This is a genomic window from Microbispora rosea, assembly GCF_900156315.1.
In the GTDB taxonomy this organism is placed as follows: Bacteria; Actinomycetota; Actinomycetes; order Streptosporangiales; family Streptosporangiaceae; genus Microbispora; species Microbispora rosea.
In genome coordinates, this window is record NZ_FTNI01000007.1 from 186,786 (window position 1) to 203,623 (window position 16,838).

Sequence of the window (16,838 nt, forward strand, 5' to 3'; positions counted from 1 at the left end):
ACACGCCCGCGCCGGTGGGGGCACCGGGCGTACGGGCCGGTAGCTTTGCCCCATGGACGGGATTGCGGGACGTCATGTGGTCGTCGTCGGCGGGGGCATCGCGGGTCTGGCCGCGGCGCTGCACCTGAACCGGGCCGACGCCGGCCTGCGGGTCACAGTGCTGGAGGCGGCGCCGAGGGTCGGCGGCAAGCTGTACGCCTCGCAGGTGGCGGGGATCGAGGTCGACGCGGGCGCCGAGTCGATGCTGGCGCGGCGGCCCGAGGGCAAGGAACTGGCCCGGCTGGCCGGCCTCGGCGACGACCTGGTGGACCCCGGCACGACCCGGGCCGCGGTCCTGTCGCGCGGGGCGCTGCGCCCGCTGCCCCGGCAGCAGGTGATGGGCGTCCCCTCCGACGTGGTCGCCCTCGCGCGCTCGGGCGTCCTGTCGCCGGCCGGGCTCGCCCGGGTGCCCCTCGACCAGTTCCTGCCGCCGACGCTCGTGACCGGAGACGTCTCCGTGGCGGCGTACATCCGGGCCCGGATGGGGAGCGAGGTCGTCGACCGGCTGGTCGAGCCGCTGCTCGGCGGCGTGTACGCGGGCCGGGCCGACATGCTGTCGCTGGACGCGACCATGCCGAGGATCGCCGCCGTCGCCCGCACCGATCGGTCGCTGCTGCAGGCGGCCCGGAGCATCACGGCGGAGGCCCCCGCGGACGCCGGGCCGGTCTTCACCACGCTCAGGAACGGCCTGGGCGCGCTGCCCGCCGCGGTGGCCAAGGAGTCGGGCGCGCAGATCCGCACCGGCGTCACCGTCCGCGACCTGATCAGGACGCCGGACGGCTGGCGGCTGGTCACCGGTCCCACCAGGGACGAGGAGACGATCGACGCCGACGCCGTCGTCCTGGCGGTCCCCGCGCGGCCCGCCTCGCGCCTGCTCCGGCGGGAGGCGCCGAAGGCGGCGGCCGAACTGGCCGCGATCGAGTACGCCAGCATGGGGATCGTCACCCTCGCCTATCCCAGGGCGGCGTTCCCCGAGCCGCCGGAGGGCAGCGGCTACCTCGTGCCGCCGGTCGAGGGCAGGCCGGTCAAGGCGGCGACGTTCAGCAGCGTCAAGTGGCCCCACCTCGCCGAGGCCGACCGCGACGTCCTGATCGTGCGGTGCTCGCTCGGCCGGCTGGGCGAGGAACTCGTGCTCCAGCGCGACGACGCCGAGCTGACGGCTCTGGCGATGAACGAGATGGCCGAGATCATGGGCGTGCGGGGCCTGCCGCTGGACACCCGGGTCACCCGCTGGGGCGGCGCGCTCCCGCAGTACGACGTGGGCCACCTCGACCGCGTCGCCCGCGTGCGCGCCGCGATCGCCGGGCAGCCCGGCCTCGCCGTCTGCGGCGCCGCGTACGAGGGCGTCGGCATCCCGGCCTGCGTCGCGACCGCCCGCACCGCCGCCAAGCTCGTCCTGGAGCACCTGCGGGAGACGCAGCACCTGCCGGAGACGCAGGGCACACCGGCCGCGGACGCCTGAGGGGCGGCGTGGACGCCGGCCGCCGACGGGCCTGATCTGGGAGGCACCCGGCGGCCGGACCACCGCCCCCCACCGGCAGAATGGAGGCATGACGGAGCCTGCCCCGCGGCCCAAGGCGCGCGATCTCAACCTGGTCATCCGCTACACGATGTGGTCGGTCTTCCGGCTGCGCGACCGCCTTCCCGACGCCCGCGAGGGCGTGGCCGACGAGGTCGAGGAACTGCTCGCGCAGGCGGCGGGCAAGGACGTGACGACCCGGGGCTGCTACGACGTGGCCGGGTTCCGCGCCGACGCCGACTTCATGTTCTGGTGGCACGCCGCCTCGCCGGAGGACCTGCAGGAGACCTACACCCGCTTCCGCCGCACCGCCCTCGGGCGCGCGAGCGAGCCGGTGTGGTCGGCCATGGCCCTGCACCGCCCGGCCGAGTTCAACAAGTCCCACATCCCGGCCTTCCTCGCGGAGGAGGAGCCCAGGGGCTTCGTCTGCGTCTACCCCTTCGTACGGTCCCTGGAGTGGTACCTGCTGGAGGACTCCGAGCGGCGCAGGATGCTGGCCGAGCACGGCATGATGGCGCGCGAGTACCCCGACGTGCGGTCCAACACGGTCGCCTGCTTCGCGCTCAACGACTACGAGTGGATGCTGGCGTTCGAGGCCGACGAGCTGCACCGCATCGTCGACCTGATGCGCCACCTGCGCGGAGCCGAGGCGAGGCGGCACACCAGGATCGAGATCCCCTTCTACACCGGCACCCGCAAGCCGGTCGGCGAGCTCGTCGCCGCGCTGCCCTAGCGATCAGGTCCCCGGCCTGGGGCCGGGGCGCCGAGGACGCCGCCCGGGGCTTTCCCACTCGGCGCGGCGCCCGTGCTCGTCAGAAGCCCGGGAAGAGGGAGCGCAGGTCGTCCAGCGCCACCGAGCCCCTGGCCGTGACGCCGTCGGCACCGGGGCGGTTGCGTCCGTAGACGAGGCGCAGGACGGCGTCGGTGGTTCCGGTGACCGTGGCCGCGGGGTCCGCCGGCTCCTCGGGGCGGATGCGCGGTTCCTCTCCCAGGTCGAGACAGACCGTGCGCCGCAGGTCGGTCAGCTCCAGCGCCACCCGGGCGGGAGCGAGGCGGCGGAGCGTGCCGCGGTCGTGGAACCGGCTCGTGACCAGGTTGAGGCGTTCCCACAGCAGGCGCGCCTCCTCGTCGGGGACGGTCGCGCCGGGGTCGAGGGCCACGGTCACGTCCCAGCCGTGCACCGACTGCTCCGACAGGCGGTAGCCCAGGTAGGCGGGAACGCCGATCTGTCCCGCGAAGTACGGAATCCGCACAGTGGCGCGCTCGGTCGCGTCGAGGGAGTCCAGCAGGCCCAGGTGCCGGGCGTCGGCCTCCCGCCATGCCGCCCTCTGCGCGAGCGGGGGCAGCTCGTCCCAGCGTGCCCAGACCGGCAGCATCTCCTCGCGGGTCGGACCGGTCATGTCCCCGGCCCTGCCCCGCTCCACCAGCCTCGCGCTGATCTCCGCCCCGCTGCCCAGGTGAGACAGCACCTGGGCGATGCTCCAGCCGTCCGCGTAGGACGGCTGCTTCAGCTCCTCCTCCGAGAGCCCGCACACCAGCGCGGTCAACGACCGCGAGGCGGCGTGCAGCGCGGCGAGCCGACGGGCGGTGTCCTGCGTGGTCTCCATGGTGATCACTCCTTCGGGTTCGTGGACGGCGGTTCGGCGGCCGGCGGAGGGCCGGCCGCCGAGCCGCGCCGGGTGGGAAGGGGGTCAGACCGCCCAGCGGCCGCCGTCCACGTGGAGGGTCGTCCCGTGGACGAAGCTCGCCCGCGGCGAGGCCAGGAACGTGATCGCTTCGGCGATCTCCTCCGGGGAGGCGGGACGGCCGGCGGGCAGGGTCCGCGCGAGGATCTCCAGGTCCTCGCCCATGGGCGCGGTGCCCTCCGTGCGGGTCGGGCCGGGGCTCACCGCGTTGACCCGCACGCCCCTGGGGCCGAACTCGGCGGCCCACGACTTGGTGAGGAGCACGATCGCGGCCTTGCTGGAGCCGTACAGGCTGTAGCCGGAGTGGCCGTACTCCGCCACCATCGTGGTGACGTTGACGATCGCGCCCCCGCCGCGCAGGGCCATGGCCGGCGCCAACTCGGCGACGAGGAAGAACGGGGCCTTCACGTTGACGTCGTAGACCCCGTCGAAGTCCTGCTCGGTCATGTCCGTCGTGGGGGCGAAGGGGTAGACGCCGGCGTTGTTCACCAGCACGTCCACATGGCCCACCAACTCGGTCGCGCGCCGCGCGAGCGACCGCGCGGACGCCTCGTCGCGCAGGTCGGCCGCGACGAAGTGCGCCCGGCCGCCCCTCGCGAGGATCTCCTCGACCGCCTGCTCGCCCTGCCGCTCGTCGCGGCCGGACAGCACCACCTCGGCGCCGAGCCGGGCCAGCGTCAGCGCGGTCACCCGTCCGATTCCCTTGGTGGCCCCCGTGACCAGAGCGCCCTGTCCCGCCAGCTCCCCGGTCGTCACTTCCACGGTCATCACGTTCACCCTCGGTTCGTTCGGTTCGTTCGGTTCGTCGCCGGCCGCCGGATGGGCGGCTCGGCGCTTCGAAGAGGTGAAAGCGGGAAACGGCGCGGAGCTTCCGATCTGCTCATAGCGGCGGCTTATGCCCGCCATCAGCCACGTCGGGAACCCGTCCCCGGGCCCCGGCCACGACGGACGTCCTGCGGGCCGGAGCGGTCCACGCCTCGGCGGAGTACGCAAGGGACATTCGGGCGGATCTTGCGCTAAGCGTCGAAAACGGTCTTGGCGGCCCGAAGTCTTTGCCATACTGTGACGAAGGATGGACGTCTGGGTGAGGCAGAGTGGCTAGCGGGCTGGCACGTTCCAGGGGGCGCCGCCGCAAGAGGCGGGCCCGTTCGCACGTCGTCGAAGTGTCCCTGGGGGTGGCCGCCTTCGCCGTCGGGGCCGTCGCGATCGCCTGGCCGCTGTCGCGGTCCGACGCGGAGCCCGGGCAGGTGGTCGCCGCGCCGGCGCCGCAGGCCTCCCCGGCCGGCGAGCTGACCGTCGCCAGCGTCGACACCGACAAGAAGCCGGCCGCGAAACGGGACAAGAAGGCGGCCGAGGAGAAGGCGTCGGGACCGTCCAAGTACACCGACACCACGGCGCAGGCCTACTTCCGCAGCAGGTGGAGCGACAAGACCGCCAAGCGGGTCAAGGACATCCGCAGCGAGGGCGGCTACCTGCGCATCTACACGAACCTCCCCGAGAACGCGGACAACTCCAAGACCGCGATCACGCTGTGCAAACGCGGCCTGGAGTATCTGGCCGAGCGGGGGGAGGCCAACCCCGTGGTGTTCGTCCAGTCCCGGTTCGGCGAGAACGGCAACCCCGTCCTCGCCAACGTCCTCGGCCCGGACGACGACGACTGCCGGGTCACCTACCCCGAGCCGAAATAGGCGTCACTCGCCCGGCTGCAGGGTCAGGCAGACCGAGTTGATGCAGTACCGGTCGTCGGTCGGCGTGGGATAGCCCTCGCCGTGGAACACGTGCCCGAGGTGCGAGTCGCAACGGGCGCAGCGGACCTCCACCCGGCGCATGCCGAGCGAGTCGTCCTCGTGCAGGGTCACGGCGGCCGACTCGGACGGCTCGTAGAACGACGGCCAGCCGCAGTGCGACTCGAACTTGGTGTCCGACCGGAACAGCTCCGCCCCGCAGGCACGGCAGGAGTAGACGCCGACGGTCTTGGTGTCGACGTACTCGCCGGCGAACGGGCGCTCGGTACCCGCCTGCCGGAGGACCCGGTATTCCTCGGGGGAAAGCTGCGCGCGCCACTCGGCGTCGCTCTTGATTACCTTCTCCATGCTCACCACCCTGCCTTCGGCAGCCCCTCGCGGGGATTACGAAGTGAGAAACTCCAGGGACGCCCCGGATCTTCCCCGCACATGTTGGTGAGCCGGAGCATCCTTTTCCAGGTCTTCCGGCGTCTTCACTGACGAGGGGGTTGATCGCCGTCACCCGCGCGGGGGCGGTCACCCGCACCGCCGTTAGGGCGGCGAGGCACCCGACCCGTGCTGGACGCCGCCGGACGGTGAGAGGAGGCCGCCCGCGGGCGGCCGCCGTGGTCCGTCCCGTCGCGTGCGGCGCCGTCCGAACGCGAGCGCGCCGTACGCGACCACGTGCCTGCGCCGGGAGGGCGCGGCCGTGGGAGCGCCCGGTCCGGCCGCCGTCGGCAGCCCGGGACGGACCCCCTCATCCGGGTAGGGTCACCTCCATGGCTTCGCCGTACATCGAGATAGAGGTGGGTGGCCGCACGGTCAAGGTCACCAATCCGGACAAGGTCTACTTCCCCGAGATCGGCGCCACCAAGCGCGACCTGGTGGAGTACTACGTGAGCGTGGGGGACGGCGTGCTGCGCGCCCTCCGGGAGCGGCCGACCTACCTCAAGCGGCACCCCGACGGCGTCGGCACCGAGGCGATCTACCAGAAGCGGATGCCCCGGCATCCCGACTGGATCGAGACCGTCACCGTGCGCTTCCCCAGCGGGCGCACCGCCGACGCGTTCTGCCCGACCGAGGTGGCGGCCATCGCGTGGTGCGCCAACCTCGGCACGATCGACTTCCACCCGTGGCACGCCCGCCGCGCCGACCTCGACCACCCCGACGAACTGCGCATCGACATCGACCCGCAGCCCGGCACCTCGTTCGAGCAGGCCCGCACGGTGGCCTTCACGGCCAAGGAGATCCTCGACGAGCTGGGCATGACGGGCTTCCCCAAGACCTCGGGCAGCCGCGGCGTCCACGTGAACGTGCGCATCGAGCCCCGCTGGACCTTCACCGAGGTGCGGTACGCCGCGATCGCCTTCGCCCGGGAGGTCGAGCGGCGCTCGGACCTCGCGACGAGCGCCTGGTGGAAGGAGGAGCGGGGGGAGAAGGTCTTCATCGACTACAACCAGAACGCCCGCGACCGCACGGTGGTGGCCGCCTACTCGGTCCGCGCGCGGCCCGACGCCCGGGTCTCCGCCCCGGTGACCTGGGAGGAGCTGGCCGACTGCGACCCGCGCGACTTCGACATCAAAACGATGCCGGAGCGGTTCGCCGAGCTGGGCGACGTGCAGCGGGCGATCGACGACCGGGCCTACGACATCGGCACGCTGCTGGAGTGGTACGACGCCGACGAGCGGGGCGACATGCCGTACCCGCCGAACTACCCGAAGATGCCCGGCGAGCCGAGGCGCGTGCAGCCGAGCAAGGCGAGGCCGTCCAGCTGATCCTGACTCGCCGAACGGTGTTTTTGTCCGCCTGTCTCTGCTCTTGATCGGCTCTTGCATTCCCGCTCGGTGTCCCTGGAGATGGGTGCGGGGATGGTCCTGGCGAGCGCTCGCCGACGGGGGAGCGGGCGCTCGTCCCCGGGCAAGACCGCATACGGACGAACCTGGAACACCCACGAGCCTCGCCCTCGTACCGCTGCCGAGGGCGGGGCCGTTGTGCACACGACCGAGCAGGGGGAGACATCCGCATGTGCCTGAGCTGCGGCCGCGGCGAACCTGACGACGACCGCGGGAGTCCCGGCCACATCACTTGGACGGATCCGCGGACGGCTGCCAGGGCCGCGGACGTCGGCCCGGAGCGGGCCGCCGGCGCCGTCAGCGTCCGGGATGGAAGCCCTCGGCAGGCCGCCTTCCTGACGCACGGCCGTTGTCCCCTGCCCGGAACAGCTGGAAGCCGCCGCTAGACCGATATGTATGGAGAGTGACCAAGTGACGACACCGGTCAAGAGGATCACGATGTCCAAGCCGTTCTGCGCCCTCGCGGGCGTCGGGCCGTACGCCCTCGCCAAGGCCGGCGAGGTGTACGAGGACATGGCGCTCCGCGGGCGCAGGATCGTGAGCAAGATGAGCCGTGAGGCCGCGCAGGAGTTCGAGGAGACCGCGCACGAGCTGGAGGACCTCTCCAGGACCGCTCGCCAGCAGGAGAGGCAGGAGCGGGAGACGGTCGCCCAGACGCCCGGCAGGGCCCGCGCCGCGTCGAGGGCCTGACACGAGGGCCCGCCGGGCCGTGCGGCACGCGCGCCCGGTCACGCCGCCGGCCACCCCGGCACCGGCCTGGCCGGAACGCGCGGTGGCCGTCGGCGTCCCGGCGCGTGCCGGTGGGTGGATCAGTGGTGGAAGCTGGTCGCGGCGTCCGGGCCGAACATCGGGGCGGGCTGCCTGTGCAGCCAGGGCAGCAGGCTGTGAAGGTCGTCCGCCAGGCGATCGGCCAGATCGAGTGAGAAGCCGTTGCGGCACACCACCCTCAGCACGTGCAGGTCGTCCCGGTTGGGCGGGAACGGGTAGGCCGGCACCAGCCAGCCCCACTCCCGCAGCCGCCGGGACACGTCGTAGACGTTGAACCTGGTGACGTCGTCGCCGGTGGTGAAGGCGAACACCGGCAGCTGGTCGCCCCGGGTGAGGAGCCGGAAGCAGCCGAGGCCCTCGATGCGCTCGGCGAGATGGGTCGCCACCCGCCGGAGGGCGCCCTGTACTTCGCGGAACCCTTCGTAACCGAGCCGGAGGAAGTTGTAGTACTGCGCGACGACCTGCGACCCGGACCGGGAGAAGTTCAGTGTGAACGTCGCGACGTCTCCGCCGAGGTAGTCGACGTGCTCCACCAGATCACCCGGGAGCGCGTCCCGGTCCCGCCACAGGATCCACCCGAGCCCCGGATAGACCATCCCGTACTTGTGCCCGGAGACGTTGATGGAGGCGACCCGCGGAAGGCGGAAGTCCCACACCAGGTCCGGTTCGAGGAAGGGGGCGATCATCCCGCCCGACGCGGCGTCCACGTGCACGGGGACGGACCACCCGGTGCGTTCCTCGAGCGCGTCGAGCGCCGCGCAGATGCCGGCGATCGGCTCGTAGCTTCCGTCCATGGTGGAGCCGAGGACGGTGACGACGCCGATCGTGTTCTCGTCGCACTGCCCGGCCGCCTCCTCGGCGCCCAGATGGAACCGGTCGCCCTCCATGGGTACCGTGCGGGGCTCCACCTCCCAGTAGTTGCAGAACTTCTGCCAGCACACCTGGGTGTTGACGCCCATGACCAGGTTGGGCCGCGCTCCGGCGGCGTAGCGGCCGGCGTTGCGCCGCATCCAGCGGCGTTTGAGCGCCATCCCGCCGAGCATGCACGCCTCGCTGGACCCGACGGTGGACGTCCCTATCGAGGAGTCGGGGTCGGGAGCGTTCCACAGATGGCCGATCATCGGGATGCAGCGCTGCTCCAGCTCGGCGGTCGCGGGATACTCGTCCCTGTCGATGAGGTTTCTGTCGGCCATGTCGCCCATGAGCGCGTGCGCCTCCGGCTCCATCCAGGTGCTCACGAATGTGGCGAGGTTCAGCCGTGGGTTCCCGTCGAGCATCAGCTCGTCGCGGATGAGCCGGGACACGCTGGCGGGCGCCGTGGGCCCCTCCGGCAGCCGGCTCCGGGGAGGGACCGACGTGATCCCGGAGGCGGGGTCGGTCACCCCGAACAACGGGTTGACCCATACCGGCCGCTGCCCGGCCCGCCTGCCTTCCTGTGGAGTCACCGTCCGCTCCTCTCCGTCTCGGGTCAGGGTGTAGCTGGGCTGAATGGGTGCATATCGAAAAAGTTCGGTCTGACGACCGTGTACGTCGACTCCGGCACCTCCAGCCACAGGCCGGGCAGGTCACGCAGCGGCTCGGACACGACGAGCCGCGCGTCGTCGGAGAGATCGGCCGACTCGAACACCTCCGGATGGAGGTGTCGGAGCGTCTGGGTGTTCGAGCTGTGGAAGAGCGACCGCGAACGGCGGTCGCTGGAGTAGCGGAAGGACCACAGGCACTCCCCGTCCGAGGTGGCCAGCGACATCTGGAGCGGATCGTCCACGTCGTGGCGGCGCGCCGTCCGCTCCACGAGACCGGCCATCCGCTCCACCGCTCCCGGCGGGTCCTCGCGCATCCCCAGCGTGAGCGCCAGGAAGAACATGACCTCCGAGTCCGTGGACCCCTCGATCGCCGGGAACAGGTCCGGGGCGACGGCCAGGACCAGATCCCGTTTGAGACGGCCGAACTCGGAGATCGCGCCGTTGTGCATCCACAGCCAGGAGCCGTACCTGAACGGATGGCAGTTCGTCTGCTGAATCGCCGTTCCAGAGGACGCGCGCACGTGCGCCATGAACAGCGGCGACCGGACATGGCGGGCCAGTTCGCGGAGATTGCGGTCGCCCCACGCGGGTTTGGTGTCCTTGAACACCGCGGGCGGCACGCCGGCGTCGCCGTAGTAGCCGACGCCGAATCCGTCGCCGTTCACCGTCTCCTCGCCGTACCTGGCGTGGAGACTCTGGTCGATCAGGGAGTTCTCCGGCTCGTAGAGCAGTTTCTCCAGGGCGATCGGCGAGCCGGTGTAGGTCAGCCAGCGGCACATGAGTTCTGTCTCCCCACGGCAGCGGGTTCGCCGTCTCGATGTCCCGTCACATCGGCGGCGTTCCGCGCGGGTGGGGCCGCGGCGGTACGACCCGCTTCCGCCCGATCGGCTCCGGGCTCGTCGGACGCCCGCCGATCGAGCCTCACCGCCGCTGTCCCCTTCGTCTGCCCTTCCCCTCCATGCCGGTTGTACGCGTGGTGAGGTCCGCCGTTCGGGCCGAGGGGCCCCGCGTCAGCGCGTACGCGGCCACACGCCGTCGTAGCGGTAGCCCAGCTTCTCGACGTCCAGGACGCCCGCGACCGTGTCGCCGTACCGGGGCAGGCGGCTGTTCTCGGTCACGTTCCCGTACGCCGACCGGACCGGGACCTCGGGATGGCGGGATCGCCACATCTGCCACAGCAGGTCGCCGAAGCAGGCGACGACCCAGTAGAGGGGGTCGTTCGGGGCGGCAGCCTGGGCCAGGTCCCCTCCGATGCCCATCTGCACCGCGCCGATGTGGATCTCCAGCTGCATGTTGAACACCTGGAAGTCCGGATTTTTCAGCATGGTGGCGATGAGATCGGCCGAGGCCCATGGGGAGATCTTCCCGCCGTCGGCGTAGGAGCGCCGGAGCGGATGGACTTGCGGGATTCTGGCGGTCCACCCCGCGAACGCGCCGTCGAGCACGGCCTGATCGTGCTTCGCATTGCCGTTTCCCCCGAAATACGCCTTCGACAGCACCGTCGAGCGCTCCGGCGCCCGGCTGTCGAGAGGCCAGTCCCAGTACGGCACGGACACGGCCGGATCGATGCGCTGGAGCTCCTGCTCGAAGTGCAGGAGATGCCTGCGCTGCCACGGCAGGAAGAAGCCGTTGGCGTGGGTGGCCGCGAAGTTGTCCGTGTAGGTCTTGACCAGCGCGTCGTAGGTCCCCCGTGCCTTCAGCGCGCGCACCGCCCGGACGAACGCCTCCCACTGCTGCTTGGTCATGTCGCCGAGCCGCCGGCGGACCGGCGGCCGGACCGGGTCCGCGTGCGCCGCCGCCCCGCTCACCCCGAACGCGATCGCCGCCGTGCCCAGCACCGCCGACGCCAGCATCTCCCGCCTGCTCGGCCCGCGCATATGTCCGCCCCCCGAATGTTCACCGGATCCTGTGGCCTGTTGCGACCGGCCGAAAGATTAGAACGGCGAAGCCCCGGGATCGTGAATTTCGCGCCGTGTCGGGGTGCCGGGAGGGATGAAACGGTCATCGGCGGCAGCGGGTCACCCGGTGCGGAGCGGCTCGTTCCTCACCGCTCACTCCGCTCACTGCGTCGGGTTCTCTCGTGTGCCACTGTAGGAAGCGTGCGCCGCATCCACCCCTACGCCGAGGACGAGCCGGACATCCCCGCCGCCTACGCCTACCCGCGCGACCACTGGTTGCGCCTCAACATGGTCGCCAGCGCCGACGGCGCGGCCTGGGTCGAGGGCCACTCGGAGGGCCTGTCCGGCCGGGCCGACAAGCGGATCTTCGGACTGCTGCGCGGCCTGGCCGACGTGGTGCTGGCCGGGGCCGCCACCGTTCGCACGGAGGGATACCGGCCCGCCCGTCCGCGCGAGTCGTGGCGGGATCTGCGGGAGGGCAGGCCTCCGGCGCCGCCCGTCGCCGTCGTCACGCGCCGCCTCGACCTCGATCTCGGCAGTTCGCTGTTCACCGAGGCCGAGCCGTACGCCCGGACGATCGTGATCACGACGGAGTCGGCGCCGAAGGACCGCCGCGAGGAGGCGGCCGCGAGGGCGGACCTCATCGTCGCGGGCGACGACCGGGTCGATCTGACGAGGGCCGTGGGCGAGCTGCGCGACCGGGGGCTCGGCCGCGTCCTGTGCGAGGGCGGCCCCCGAGTGAACGCGCAGCTGGCCGCCGCCGGCCTGGTCGACGAGCTGGCGCTGACCGTGAGCCCGCTGCTGACCGGCGGCGACGCGGCGCGCATACTGGACGGCGTCGCATCGCACACGCCGCTGACCCTCGCCCAGGTGCTCGAAGAGGACGGTTTCCTCTTCTGCCGCTACATCAGGGAGGCGCAGGATGAAGCTTCCGGTTGAGCCGGAGATCCCCGACCTGGATCTGCCGGTAGTTCCGCCGGTCGCGCCGATGCTCGCCAAGGCCGTCAAGGGGCTGCCGAAGCAGGACGGCACGCTCTACTACGAGCCGAAGTGGGACGGCTTCCGCTGCATCGTCTTCCGCGACGGCGACGAGGTCTTCCTCGGCAGCAGGAACGAGCGGCCCTTCACGCGCTACTTCCCCGAGCTGGTCGAGGCCGTCAGGCGGGAGCTGCCGCCCAAGTGCGTGGTGGACGGCGAGATCGTGCTGATCAGAGGGCAGTCGCTCGACTTCGACGCGTTGCAGCAGCGCATCCATCCCGCGCAGTCCCGGGTGCGGCTGCTGGCGGAGAACACGCCCGCGTCCTTCGTCGCCTTCGATCTGCTCGCCACCGCGACGGAAGACCTCATGGAGGCGCCGTTCTCGGAGCGGAGGGCCCGGCTGGAGGAGATGCTGGCGGGTGCGGGCCGGTCCGTGCGGCTCACACCGGTGACCCGGGACGAGAGCCGGGCCGCCGAGTGGTTCGACGCGTTCGAGGGCGCAGGCCTGGACGGCATCGTCGTCAAGCCGGGCGACCAGCCGTACACGCCGGACAAGCGCGTGATGTTCAAGGTCAAGCACGAGCGGACGGCCGACTGCGTCGTGGCGGGCTACCGCGAGCACAAGTCGGGGCCGATCGTCGGCTCGCTGCTGCTCGGGCTCTACTCGCCGGACGGCCGCCTGCACCACGTAGGCGTCGCCGCGTCCTTCCCGATGAAGCGGCGCGAGGAGCTCGTCGAGGAGCTCGCGCCCTACCGGGTGCAGGACCTGAGCGAGCATCCGTGGGGACACTGGGCCGAGGTCGCGGGGGGCGGCGCCGAGGGCCAGCGCCTGCCCGGGGCCGTGTCACGGTGGAACGCCAAGAAGGATCTGTCGTTCATCCCGCTGCGGCCGGAGCGGGTGGTCGAGGTGGCCTACGACCACATGGAGGGCGATCGCTTCCGGCACACCGCCCAGTTCCGCCGCTGGCGCCCGGACCGCACCCCCGCGTCCTGCACCTACGAACAGCTCGAACGCCCGGTGAGCTACGACCTCGACAAGATCCTCGCCCGCTGACCCGCTGACCCGCTGACCCGCTGCGCCGCCGGGCCGTCGGCCGGCCTGACCCTCAGCCCGCCAGTGCGCGGACGGCCGCGGTGACGACGACGGCGACCGCGACGACCACCAGGAACGGCGCGCGCAGCAGCAGCGCGACGGCCGCCGCGGCGAGCCCGGCGGCCCGGGCGTCGACGACGAGCGTGCGGCCGTCGGCGAAGGTCTGCAGGGCGATCAGCGCGGCCAGCGCCGCGATCGGCACCAGCGCGGCCAGCCTGCGGACGAGCGGCCGCTCCAGCACCGCCGCCGGCACCGAAAGGCCGAGCAGCTTCACGGCGTAGCACCCGGCCGCGGTGACGACGATCGCGACCCAGACCATCAGCGTCCTCCTCGGGACGGGCGACGGGTGAGCAGCCGTGACACGGCGAGTACGGCGAGTACGGCGGGCGCGGCGAGCACGGCCACCAGCACCGGCACGCCCGCGGTCACGAACGGCACGCAGACGAGGGCGAGCACGACGGCCAGCGCCGCCACCGCCACGGCCACCGCCGCCTCCGCGCGCCGGGGGAGCGGGCCCCGGGCCGGCGATGCGCCGGCTGCCGGTGTTCCAGGTGCCCGTGTTCCAGGTGGTGATGCGCCAGGTGCCTGTGTGCCGGATGCTTGAGTGGCAGGTGGTGGCGTGCCGGGCGGCGCCGCCTGCGGGCGGGCCAGCTGATCGGCCGGTTCCGGGAAGGCCGGGGAAGCCGCAGGGGGAGCAGTGGCGGGCGCGGAGGAGGAGCGGGCCCGGAGCATGGGCAGGAGCAGGGCGAGGAAGACGGCCGGACCGGCGGCGTCGAGCCCCCACGCCGCCGGATCGCCGAGCGCGGAGGCGCCCAGCGCGCCCAGGAACGTGGTGATGTTCCATCCGGCGTACAGGCTGACCCCGGTGACCGTGAACCCGAGCCGGGCGAGGCGCCGGTCGGACTGGGCCAGGGCCACGGCGGAGGTCTCGTCGATCACCCACTGCGCGGCGAGCGGGCGGACCGATGCGGGGAGCCCGAGCAGCTGGGACAGTCGCAGCCCGTAGAAGGCGTTGCGGACGCCGAGCAGCAGCGCCCCGGCCGCGGCGGCGAGCGGGTTCCCGCCGCTGCCGAGCGCGCCCACCAGCGCGAACTGGGACGCCCCGGTGAACACGAACAGCGACAGCACGCAGGTCTGGACGACGGTCATCCCCGCGCCCGCCGAGGTCACGCCGAACGCGAAGCCCGACAGGCCGACGGCCGTGCCGACCCCGAGGGCGTCCCGCACGACCGCCGCCCGGGGCTTCGGCGGCAGGCCGGCCTGCACTGGTGTCGTGGTCACGCGCCCGAGAGTAACGAAGCGTGCAGGAACGTCCCGTATGAGGGTGAGTGGCCGGGTTCGTGCCGCCGACCCCTACCGGGGGGAGACCCGCGCGGGGTCGTGGCCCGGCTCTCCGGCGGTCCCGACCGCGCGGCTTTCCGGCGTGCCCTGCCAGGATCCGGCTTCCCGGTTGGCCCTGCCGGAATCCCGCCTTCCAGCGGGCCCGGTCACGACGCGGCCTTCCGGCGGCCGGGGCGGCGGCGGGAACGGCTCAGCCGCCGGCGCAGACCAGGACCCGCATGGACCGGTCGGCGAGGCAGACCTTGGCCTCGGCGGGCAGGATCTCCTCGGCGTACGGGTCGTCGCGGACGTCCTCGTCGGCGGTGTCGAGGACGGGGCGCCAGGCGGCCCCCAGCTCCGGCCCCGGGAGGGCGAACGTCAGGTTCTCGTGGTGCGCGTTGATCAGCAGCAGGAACGTCTCGTCCGTGATCCGCTCGCCGCGCGGGCCGGGCTCGCTGATCGCGTCGCCGTTGACGTACACCGCCAGCGACTTCGCGTAGCCGGTGTGCCAGTCGCCGTCGGTCATCTCGGTGCCGGACGGCGTGAGCCAGATGATGTCCCTGCTGCCGTCCCCGAACGAGTGGCCCTGGAAGAACCGCCGCCGTTTGAAGACGGGATGCGCCCGCCGTAACGCGGCCAGGCGGCGGACGAAATCGAGCAGGTCGCCCTCCTGCCGGATCAGCGACCAGTCGATCCACGAGGTGTCGTTGTCCTGGCAGTAGGCGTTGTTGTTGCCCTGCTGGGTGCGGCCGAACTCGTCGCCTGCCAGCAGCATCGGCACGCCCTGGGACACGAACAGCGTGGTGAGGAGGTTACGCCGCTGCCGGCGGCGCAGCCGTACGATGCCGGGATCCTCCACGGGGCCCTCGGCGCCGCAGTTCCAGGAGCGGTTGTCGTCCGTGCCGTCGCGGTTGCCCTCGCCGTTGGCCTCGTTGTGCTTGTGGTCGTACGACACCAGGTCGGTGAGGGTGAACCCGTCGTGGGCGGTCACGAAATTGATCGAGGCGACCGGGCGGCGGCCGCTGCTGGCGTACAGGTCGCTCGACCCGGCCAGACGCGAGGCGAACTCGGGCAGCGTCCGGGAGGCCCCGCGCCAGAAGTCACGCACGGAGTCGCGGTACTTGCCGTTCCACTCCGTCCACAACGGCGGGAAGTTGCCGACCTGGTAGCCGCCGGGGCCGACGTCCCACGGCTCGGCGATCAGCTTGACCTGCGAGATCACCGGGTCCTGCTGAATGAGGTCGAAGAACGCGCTCAGCCGGTCGACGTCGTGCAGCTCCCGGGCCAGCGCGGCGGCGAGGTCGAAGCGGAAGCCGTCCACGTGCATGTCGAGCACCCAGTAGCGCAGCGAGTCCATGATCAGCTGAAGCGCGTGGGGCGAGCGGACGTTCAGCGAGTTGCCGCACCCGGTGTAGTCGAGGTAGTAGCGGCGGTCCTCCTCGCGCAGCCGATAGTAGGCGACGTTGTCGATGCCCCGGAAGCCCAGCGTGGGGCCCATGTGGTCGCCCTCGGCGGTGTGGTTGTAGACGACGTCGAGGATCACCTCGATCCCCGCGTCGTGCAGGGCGCGCACCATCGCCTTGAACTCCTGGACCTGCTCGCCGCGCTGCCCGGAGCTGGCGTACGCGTTGTGCGGCGCCATGTAGGCGATCGTGTTGTAGCCCCAGTAGTTGGTCAGCCCCCGGGCGACCAGGAAGTGCTCGGGCACGAACTGGTGCACCGGCATGAGCTCGACCGCCGTCACGCCGATCGACTGGAGGTGGTCGATCACGGCCGGGTGCGCGAGCCCCGCGTAGGTGCCCCGCTGCTCCTCGGGGACGGCGGGATGGCGCATGGTCAGGCCGCGCACGTGCGCCTCGTAGATCACCGTCTCGTGGTAGGGCGTGCGGGGCGGCCGGTCGTTGCCCCACTCGAAGAACGGGTTCACGACCACGTTCTTCGGCATGTACGGCGCGGAGTCCTCGGTGTTGAGCCGCGCGGGGTCGGCGAAGTGATAGGAGAAGAGCGACTCGTTCCACCGCACCGAGCCCTCGATCGCCTTGGCGTACGGGTCGAGCAGCAGCTTGGACGGATTGCACCGGTGCCCGTAGTCGGGCCGGTAGGGCCCGTGCACGCGCAAGCCGTACCGCTGGCCGGGCATGATTCCCGGCACGTAGCCGTGCCAGACGAACCCGTCGACCTCGGGCAGGTCGACGCGGGTCTCCTCACCCCTGTCGTCGTACAGGCACAGTTCGACCCGCTCGGCCACTTCTGAGAACACCGAGAAATTGGTGCCCACACCATCCCAGGTGGCGCCGAGCGGGTAGGGCTCTCCAGGCCAAACCTCGCGCATGTAACCTCATTCTCCACTGCTCGGGCGAATCGTGCACCCGCGACGACCCCTGCTCTCGCACGGGAACGCGGGAGCCCCCGCCGGATCGGGTCCGGCGGGGGCTCCC

At 71.9% G+C, this 16,838-nt stretch carries 16 protein-coding genes; 7 read left to right on the forward strand and 9 right to left on the reverse strand.

Annotated features, from left to right (window positions below; genetic code table 11):
- Positions 1-52 precede the first annotated feature (52 nt).
- Both hemG and hemQ read left to right on the forward strand, forming a co-directional pair.
- A complete protein-coding gene (gene hemG / locus BXA11_RS12750) occupies positions 53-1,501 on the forward strand; it encodes a protoporphyrinogen oxidase (RefSeq protein ID WP_076434676.1) in 1,449 nt (482 codons plus the stop codon).
- Positions 1,502-1,589: 88 nt separating this feature from the next.
- Positions 1,590-2,291 (forward strand): hydrogen peroxide-dependent heme synthase, encoded by a 702-nt coding sequence (gene hemQ / locus BXA11_RS12755; protein WP_076434677.1) that lies wholly within the window; start codon positions 1,590-1,592, stop codon positions 2,289-2,291.
- A gap of 79 nt (positions 2,292-2,370) precedes the next feature.
- Here the strand turns inward: hemQ and BXA11_RS12760 are convergent, their stop codons facing one another.
- Together BXA11_RS12760 and BXA11_RS12765 are read right to left on the reverse strand one after the other, a co-directional pair.
- Positions 2,371-3,165, reverse strand: a complete 795-nt coding sequence (locus BXA11_RS12760) for a maleylpyruvate isomerase family mycothiol-dependent enzyme (RefSeq protein WP_076434678.1) — start codon at positions 3,163-3,165, stop codon at positions 2,371-2,373.
- An 84-nt stretch (positions 3,166-3,249) separates the two neighbouring features.
- Positions 3,250-4,011, reverse strand: a complete 762-nt coding sequence (locus tag BXA11_RS12765; RefSeq protein WP_051761250.1) for an SDR family NAD(P)-dependent oxidoreductase — start codon at positions 4,009-4,011, stop codon at positions 3,250-3,252.
- Between the two features lie 395 nt (positions 4,012-4,406).
- On the opposite strand from BXA11_RS12765, the gene BXA11_RS12770 reads away from it, so the two are divergent.
- Positions 4,407-4,931, forward strand: coding sequence for a hypothetical protein (locus BXA11_RS12770; RefSeq protein WP_143734226.1), 525 nt, complete (start codon positions 4,407-4,409; stop codon positions 4,929-4,931).
- Between the two features lie 3 nt (positions 4,932-4,934).
- Here the strand turns inward: BXA11_RS12770 and msrB are convergent, their stop codons facing one another.
- Entirely contained in the window at positions 4,935-5,336 is a 402-nt protein-coding gene (msrB, locus tag BXA11_RS12775) for a peptide-methionine (R)-S-oxide reductase MsrB (protein ID WP_030505414.1), read from the reverse strand.
- A 410-nt stretch (positions 5,337-5,746) separates the two neighbouring features.
- Here msrB and ligD point away from each other — a divergent pair, with 410 nt between their 5' ends.
- Both ligD and BXA11_RS12785 read left to right on the forward strand, forming a co-directional pair.
- Positions 5,747-6,742, forward strand: a complete 996-nt coding sequence (gene ligD / locus BXA11_RS12780) for a non-homologous end-joining DNA ligase (RefSeq protein ID WP_076434680.1) — start codon at positions 5,747-5,749, stop codon at positions 6,740-6,742.
- A 489-nt stretch (positions 6,743-7,231) separates the two neighbouring features.
- Positions 7,232-7,510 (forward strand): hypothetical protein, encoded by a 279-nt coding sequence (locus BXA11_RS12785; protein ID WP_143734227.1) that lies wholly within the window; start codon positions 7,232-7,234, stop codon positions 7,508-7,510.
- 119 nt (positions 7,511-7,629) lie between these two features.
- On the opposite strand, the gene gad is transcribed toward BXA11_RS12785, so the two are convergent.
- The 3 genes from gad to BXA11_RS12800 all read right to left on the reverse strand — a co-directional run bounded on the left by gad (position 7,630) and on the right by BXA11_RS12800 (position 10,988).
- Complete coding sequence (gene gad / locus BXA11_RS12790; RefSeq protein WP_076434682.1) at positions 7,630-9,033, reverse strand: glutamate decarboxylase; 1,404 nt, start codon at positions 9,031-9,033, stop codon at positions 7,630-7,632.
- A gap of 23 nt (positions 9,034-9,056) precedes the next feature.
- The gene (locus BXA11_RS12795; RefSeq protein WP_076434683.1) at positions 9,057-9,890 is read right to left on the reverse strand and encodes a class II glutamine amidotransferase; all 834 of its coding nucleotides are present in this window, start codon (positions 9,888-9,890) and stop codon (positions 9,057-9,059) included.
- A 231-nt stretch (positions 9,891-10,121) separates the two neighbouring features.
- Positions 10,122-10,988 (reverse strand): tyrosinase family protein, encoded by an 867-nt coding sequence (locus BXA11_RS12800; protein ID WP_076434684.1) that lies wholly within the window; start codon positions 10,986-10,988, stop codon positions 10,122-10,124.
- Positions 10,989-11,210: 222 nt separating this feature from the next.
- Between BXA11_RS12800 and BXA11_RS12805 the strand changes: the two genes are divergently transcribed.
- On the forward strand, positions 11,211-11,948 hold the full coding sequence (locus BXA11_RS12805; protein ID WP_076434685.1) for a pyrimidine reductase family protein: 738 nt from the start codon (positions 11,211-11,213) through the stop codon (positions 11,946-11,948).
- The gene (locus BXA11_RS12810) at positions 11,932-13,041 is read left to right on the forward strand and encodes an ATP-dependent DNA ligase (protein ID WP_239104971.1); all 1,110 of its coding nucleotides are present in this window, start codon (positions 11,932-11,934) and stop codon (positions 13,039-13,041) included. The genes BXA11_RS12805 and BXA11_RS12810 overlap by 17 nt, the downstream gene beginning before the upstream one ends.
- 52 nt (positions 13,042-13,093) lie before the next feature.
- On the opposite strand, the gene BXA11_RS12815 is transcribed toward BXA11_RS12810, so the two are convergent.
- The 3 genes from BXA11_RS12815 to glgX form a co-directional block, all read right to left on the reverse strand.
- Positions 13,094-13,402 (reverse strand): AzlD domain-containing protein, encoded by a 309-nt coding sequence (locus BXA11_RS12815; RefSeq protein ID WP_030505406.1) that lies wholly within the window; start codon positions 13,400-13,402, stop codon positions 13,094-13,096.
- Positions 13,399-14,361: an AzlC family ABC transporter permease gene (locus tag BXA11_RS41295; protein WP_239104972.1), complete on the reverse strand. Its 963-nt coding sequence runs from the start codon at positions 14,359-14,361 to the stop codon at positions 13,399-13,401. Before BXA11_RS41295 ends, BXA11_RS12815 begins: the two co-directional genes overlap by 4 nt.
- A 250-nt stretch (positions 14,362-14,611) precedes the next feature.
- Positions 14,612-16,732, reverse strand: a complete 2,121-nt coding sequence (glgX, locus tag BXA11_RS12825) for a glycogen debranching protein GlgX (protein ID WP_076434686.1) — start codon at positions 16,730-16,732, stop codon at positions 14,612-14,614.
- Between the last annotated feature and the right edge of the window lie 106 nt (positions 16,733-16,838).

What these genes read in the sequence shown, in the direction of transcription:
- BXA11_RS12810 (WP_239104971.1), top strand. Translation starts at nt 11,932, where the DNA reads ATGAAGCTTCCGGTTGAGCCGGAGATCCCCGACCTGGATCTGCCGGTA.
- BXA11_RS12760 (WP_076434678.1), bottom strand. Translation starts at nt 3,165, where the DNA reads ATGGAGACCACGCAGGACACCGCCCGTCGGCTCGCCGCGCTGCACGCC.
- BXA11_RS12795 (WP_076434683.1), bottom strand. Translation starts at nt 9,890, where the DNA reads ATGTGCCGCTGGCTGACCTACACCGGCTCGCCGATCGCCCTGGAGAAA.
- msrB (WP_030505414.1), bottom strand. Translation starts at nt 5,336, where the DNA reads ATGGAGAAGGTAATCAAGAGCGACGCCGAGTGGCGCGCGCAGCTTTCC.
- hemG (WP_076434676.1), top strand. Translation starts at nt 53, where the DNA reads ATGGACGGGATTGCGGGACGTCATGTGGTCGTCGTCGGCGGGGGCATC.
- glgX (WP_076434686.1), bottom strand. Translation starts at nt 16,732, where the DNA reads ATGCGCGAGGTTTGGCCTGGAGAGCCCTACCCGCTCGGCGCCACCTGG.
- BXA11_RS12765 (WP_051761250.1), bottom strand. Translation starts at nt 4,011, where the DNA reads ATGACCGTGGAAGTGACGACCGGGGAGCTGGCGGGACAGGGCGCTCTG.
- hemQ (WP_076434677.1), top strand. Translation starts at nt 1,590, where the DNA reads ATGACGGAGCCTGCCCCGCGGCCCAAGGCGCGCGATCTCAACCTGGTC.
- ligD (WP_076434680.1), top strand. Translation starts at nt 5,747, where the DNA reads ATGGCTTCGCCGTACATCGAGATAGAGGTGGGTGGCCGCACGGTCAAG.
- BXA11_RS12800 (WP_076434684.1), bottom strand. Translation starts at nt 10,988, where the DNA reads ATGCGCGGGCCGAGCAGGCGGGAGATGCTGGCGTCGGCGGTGCTGGGC.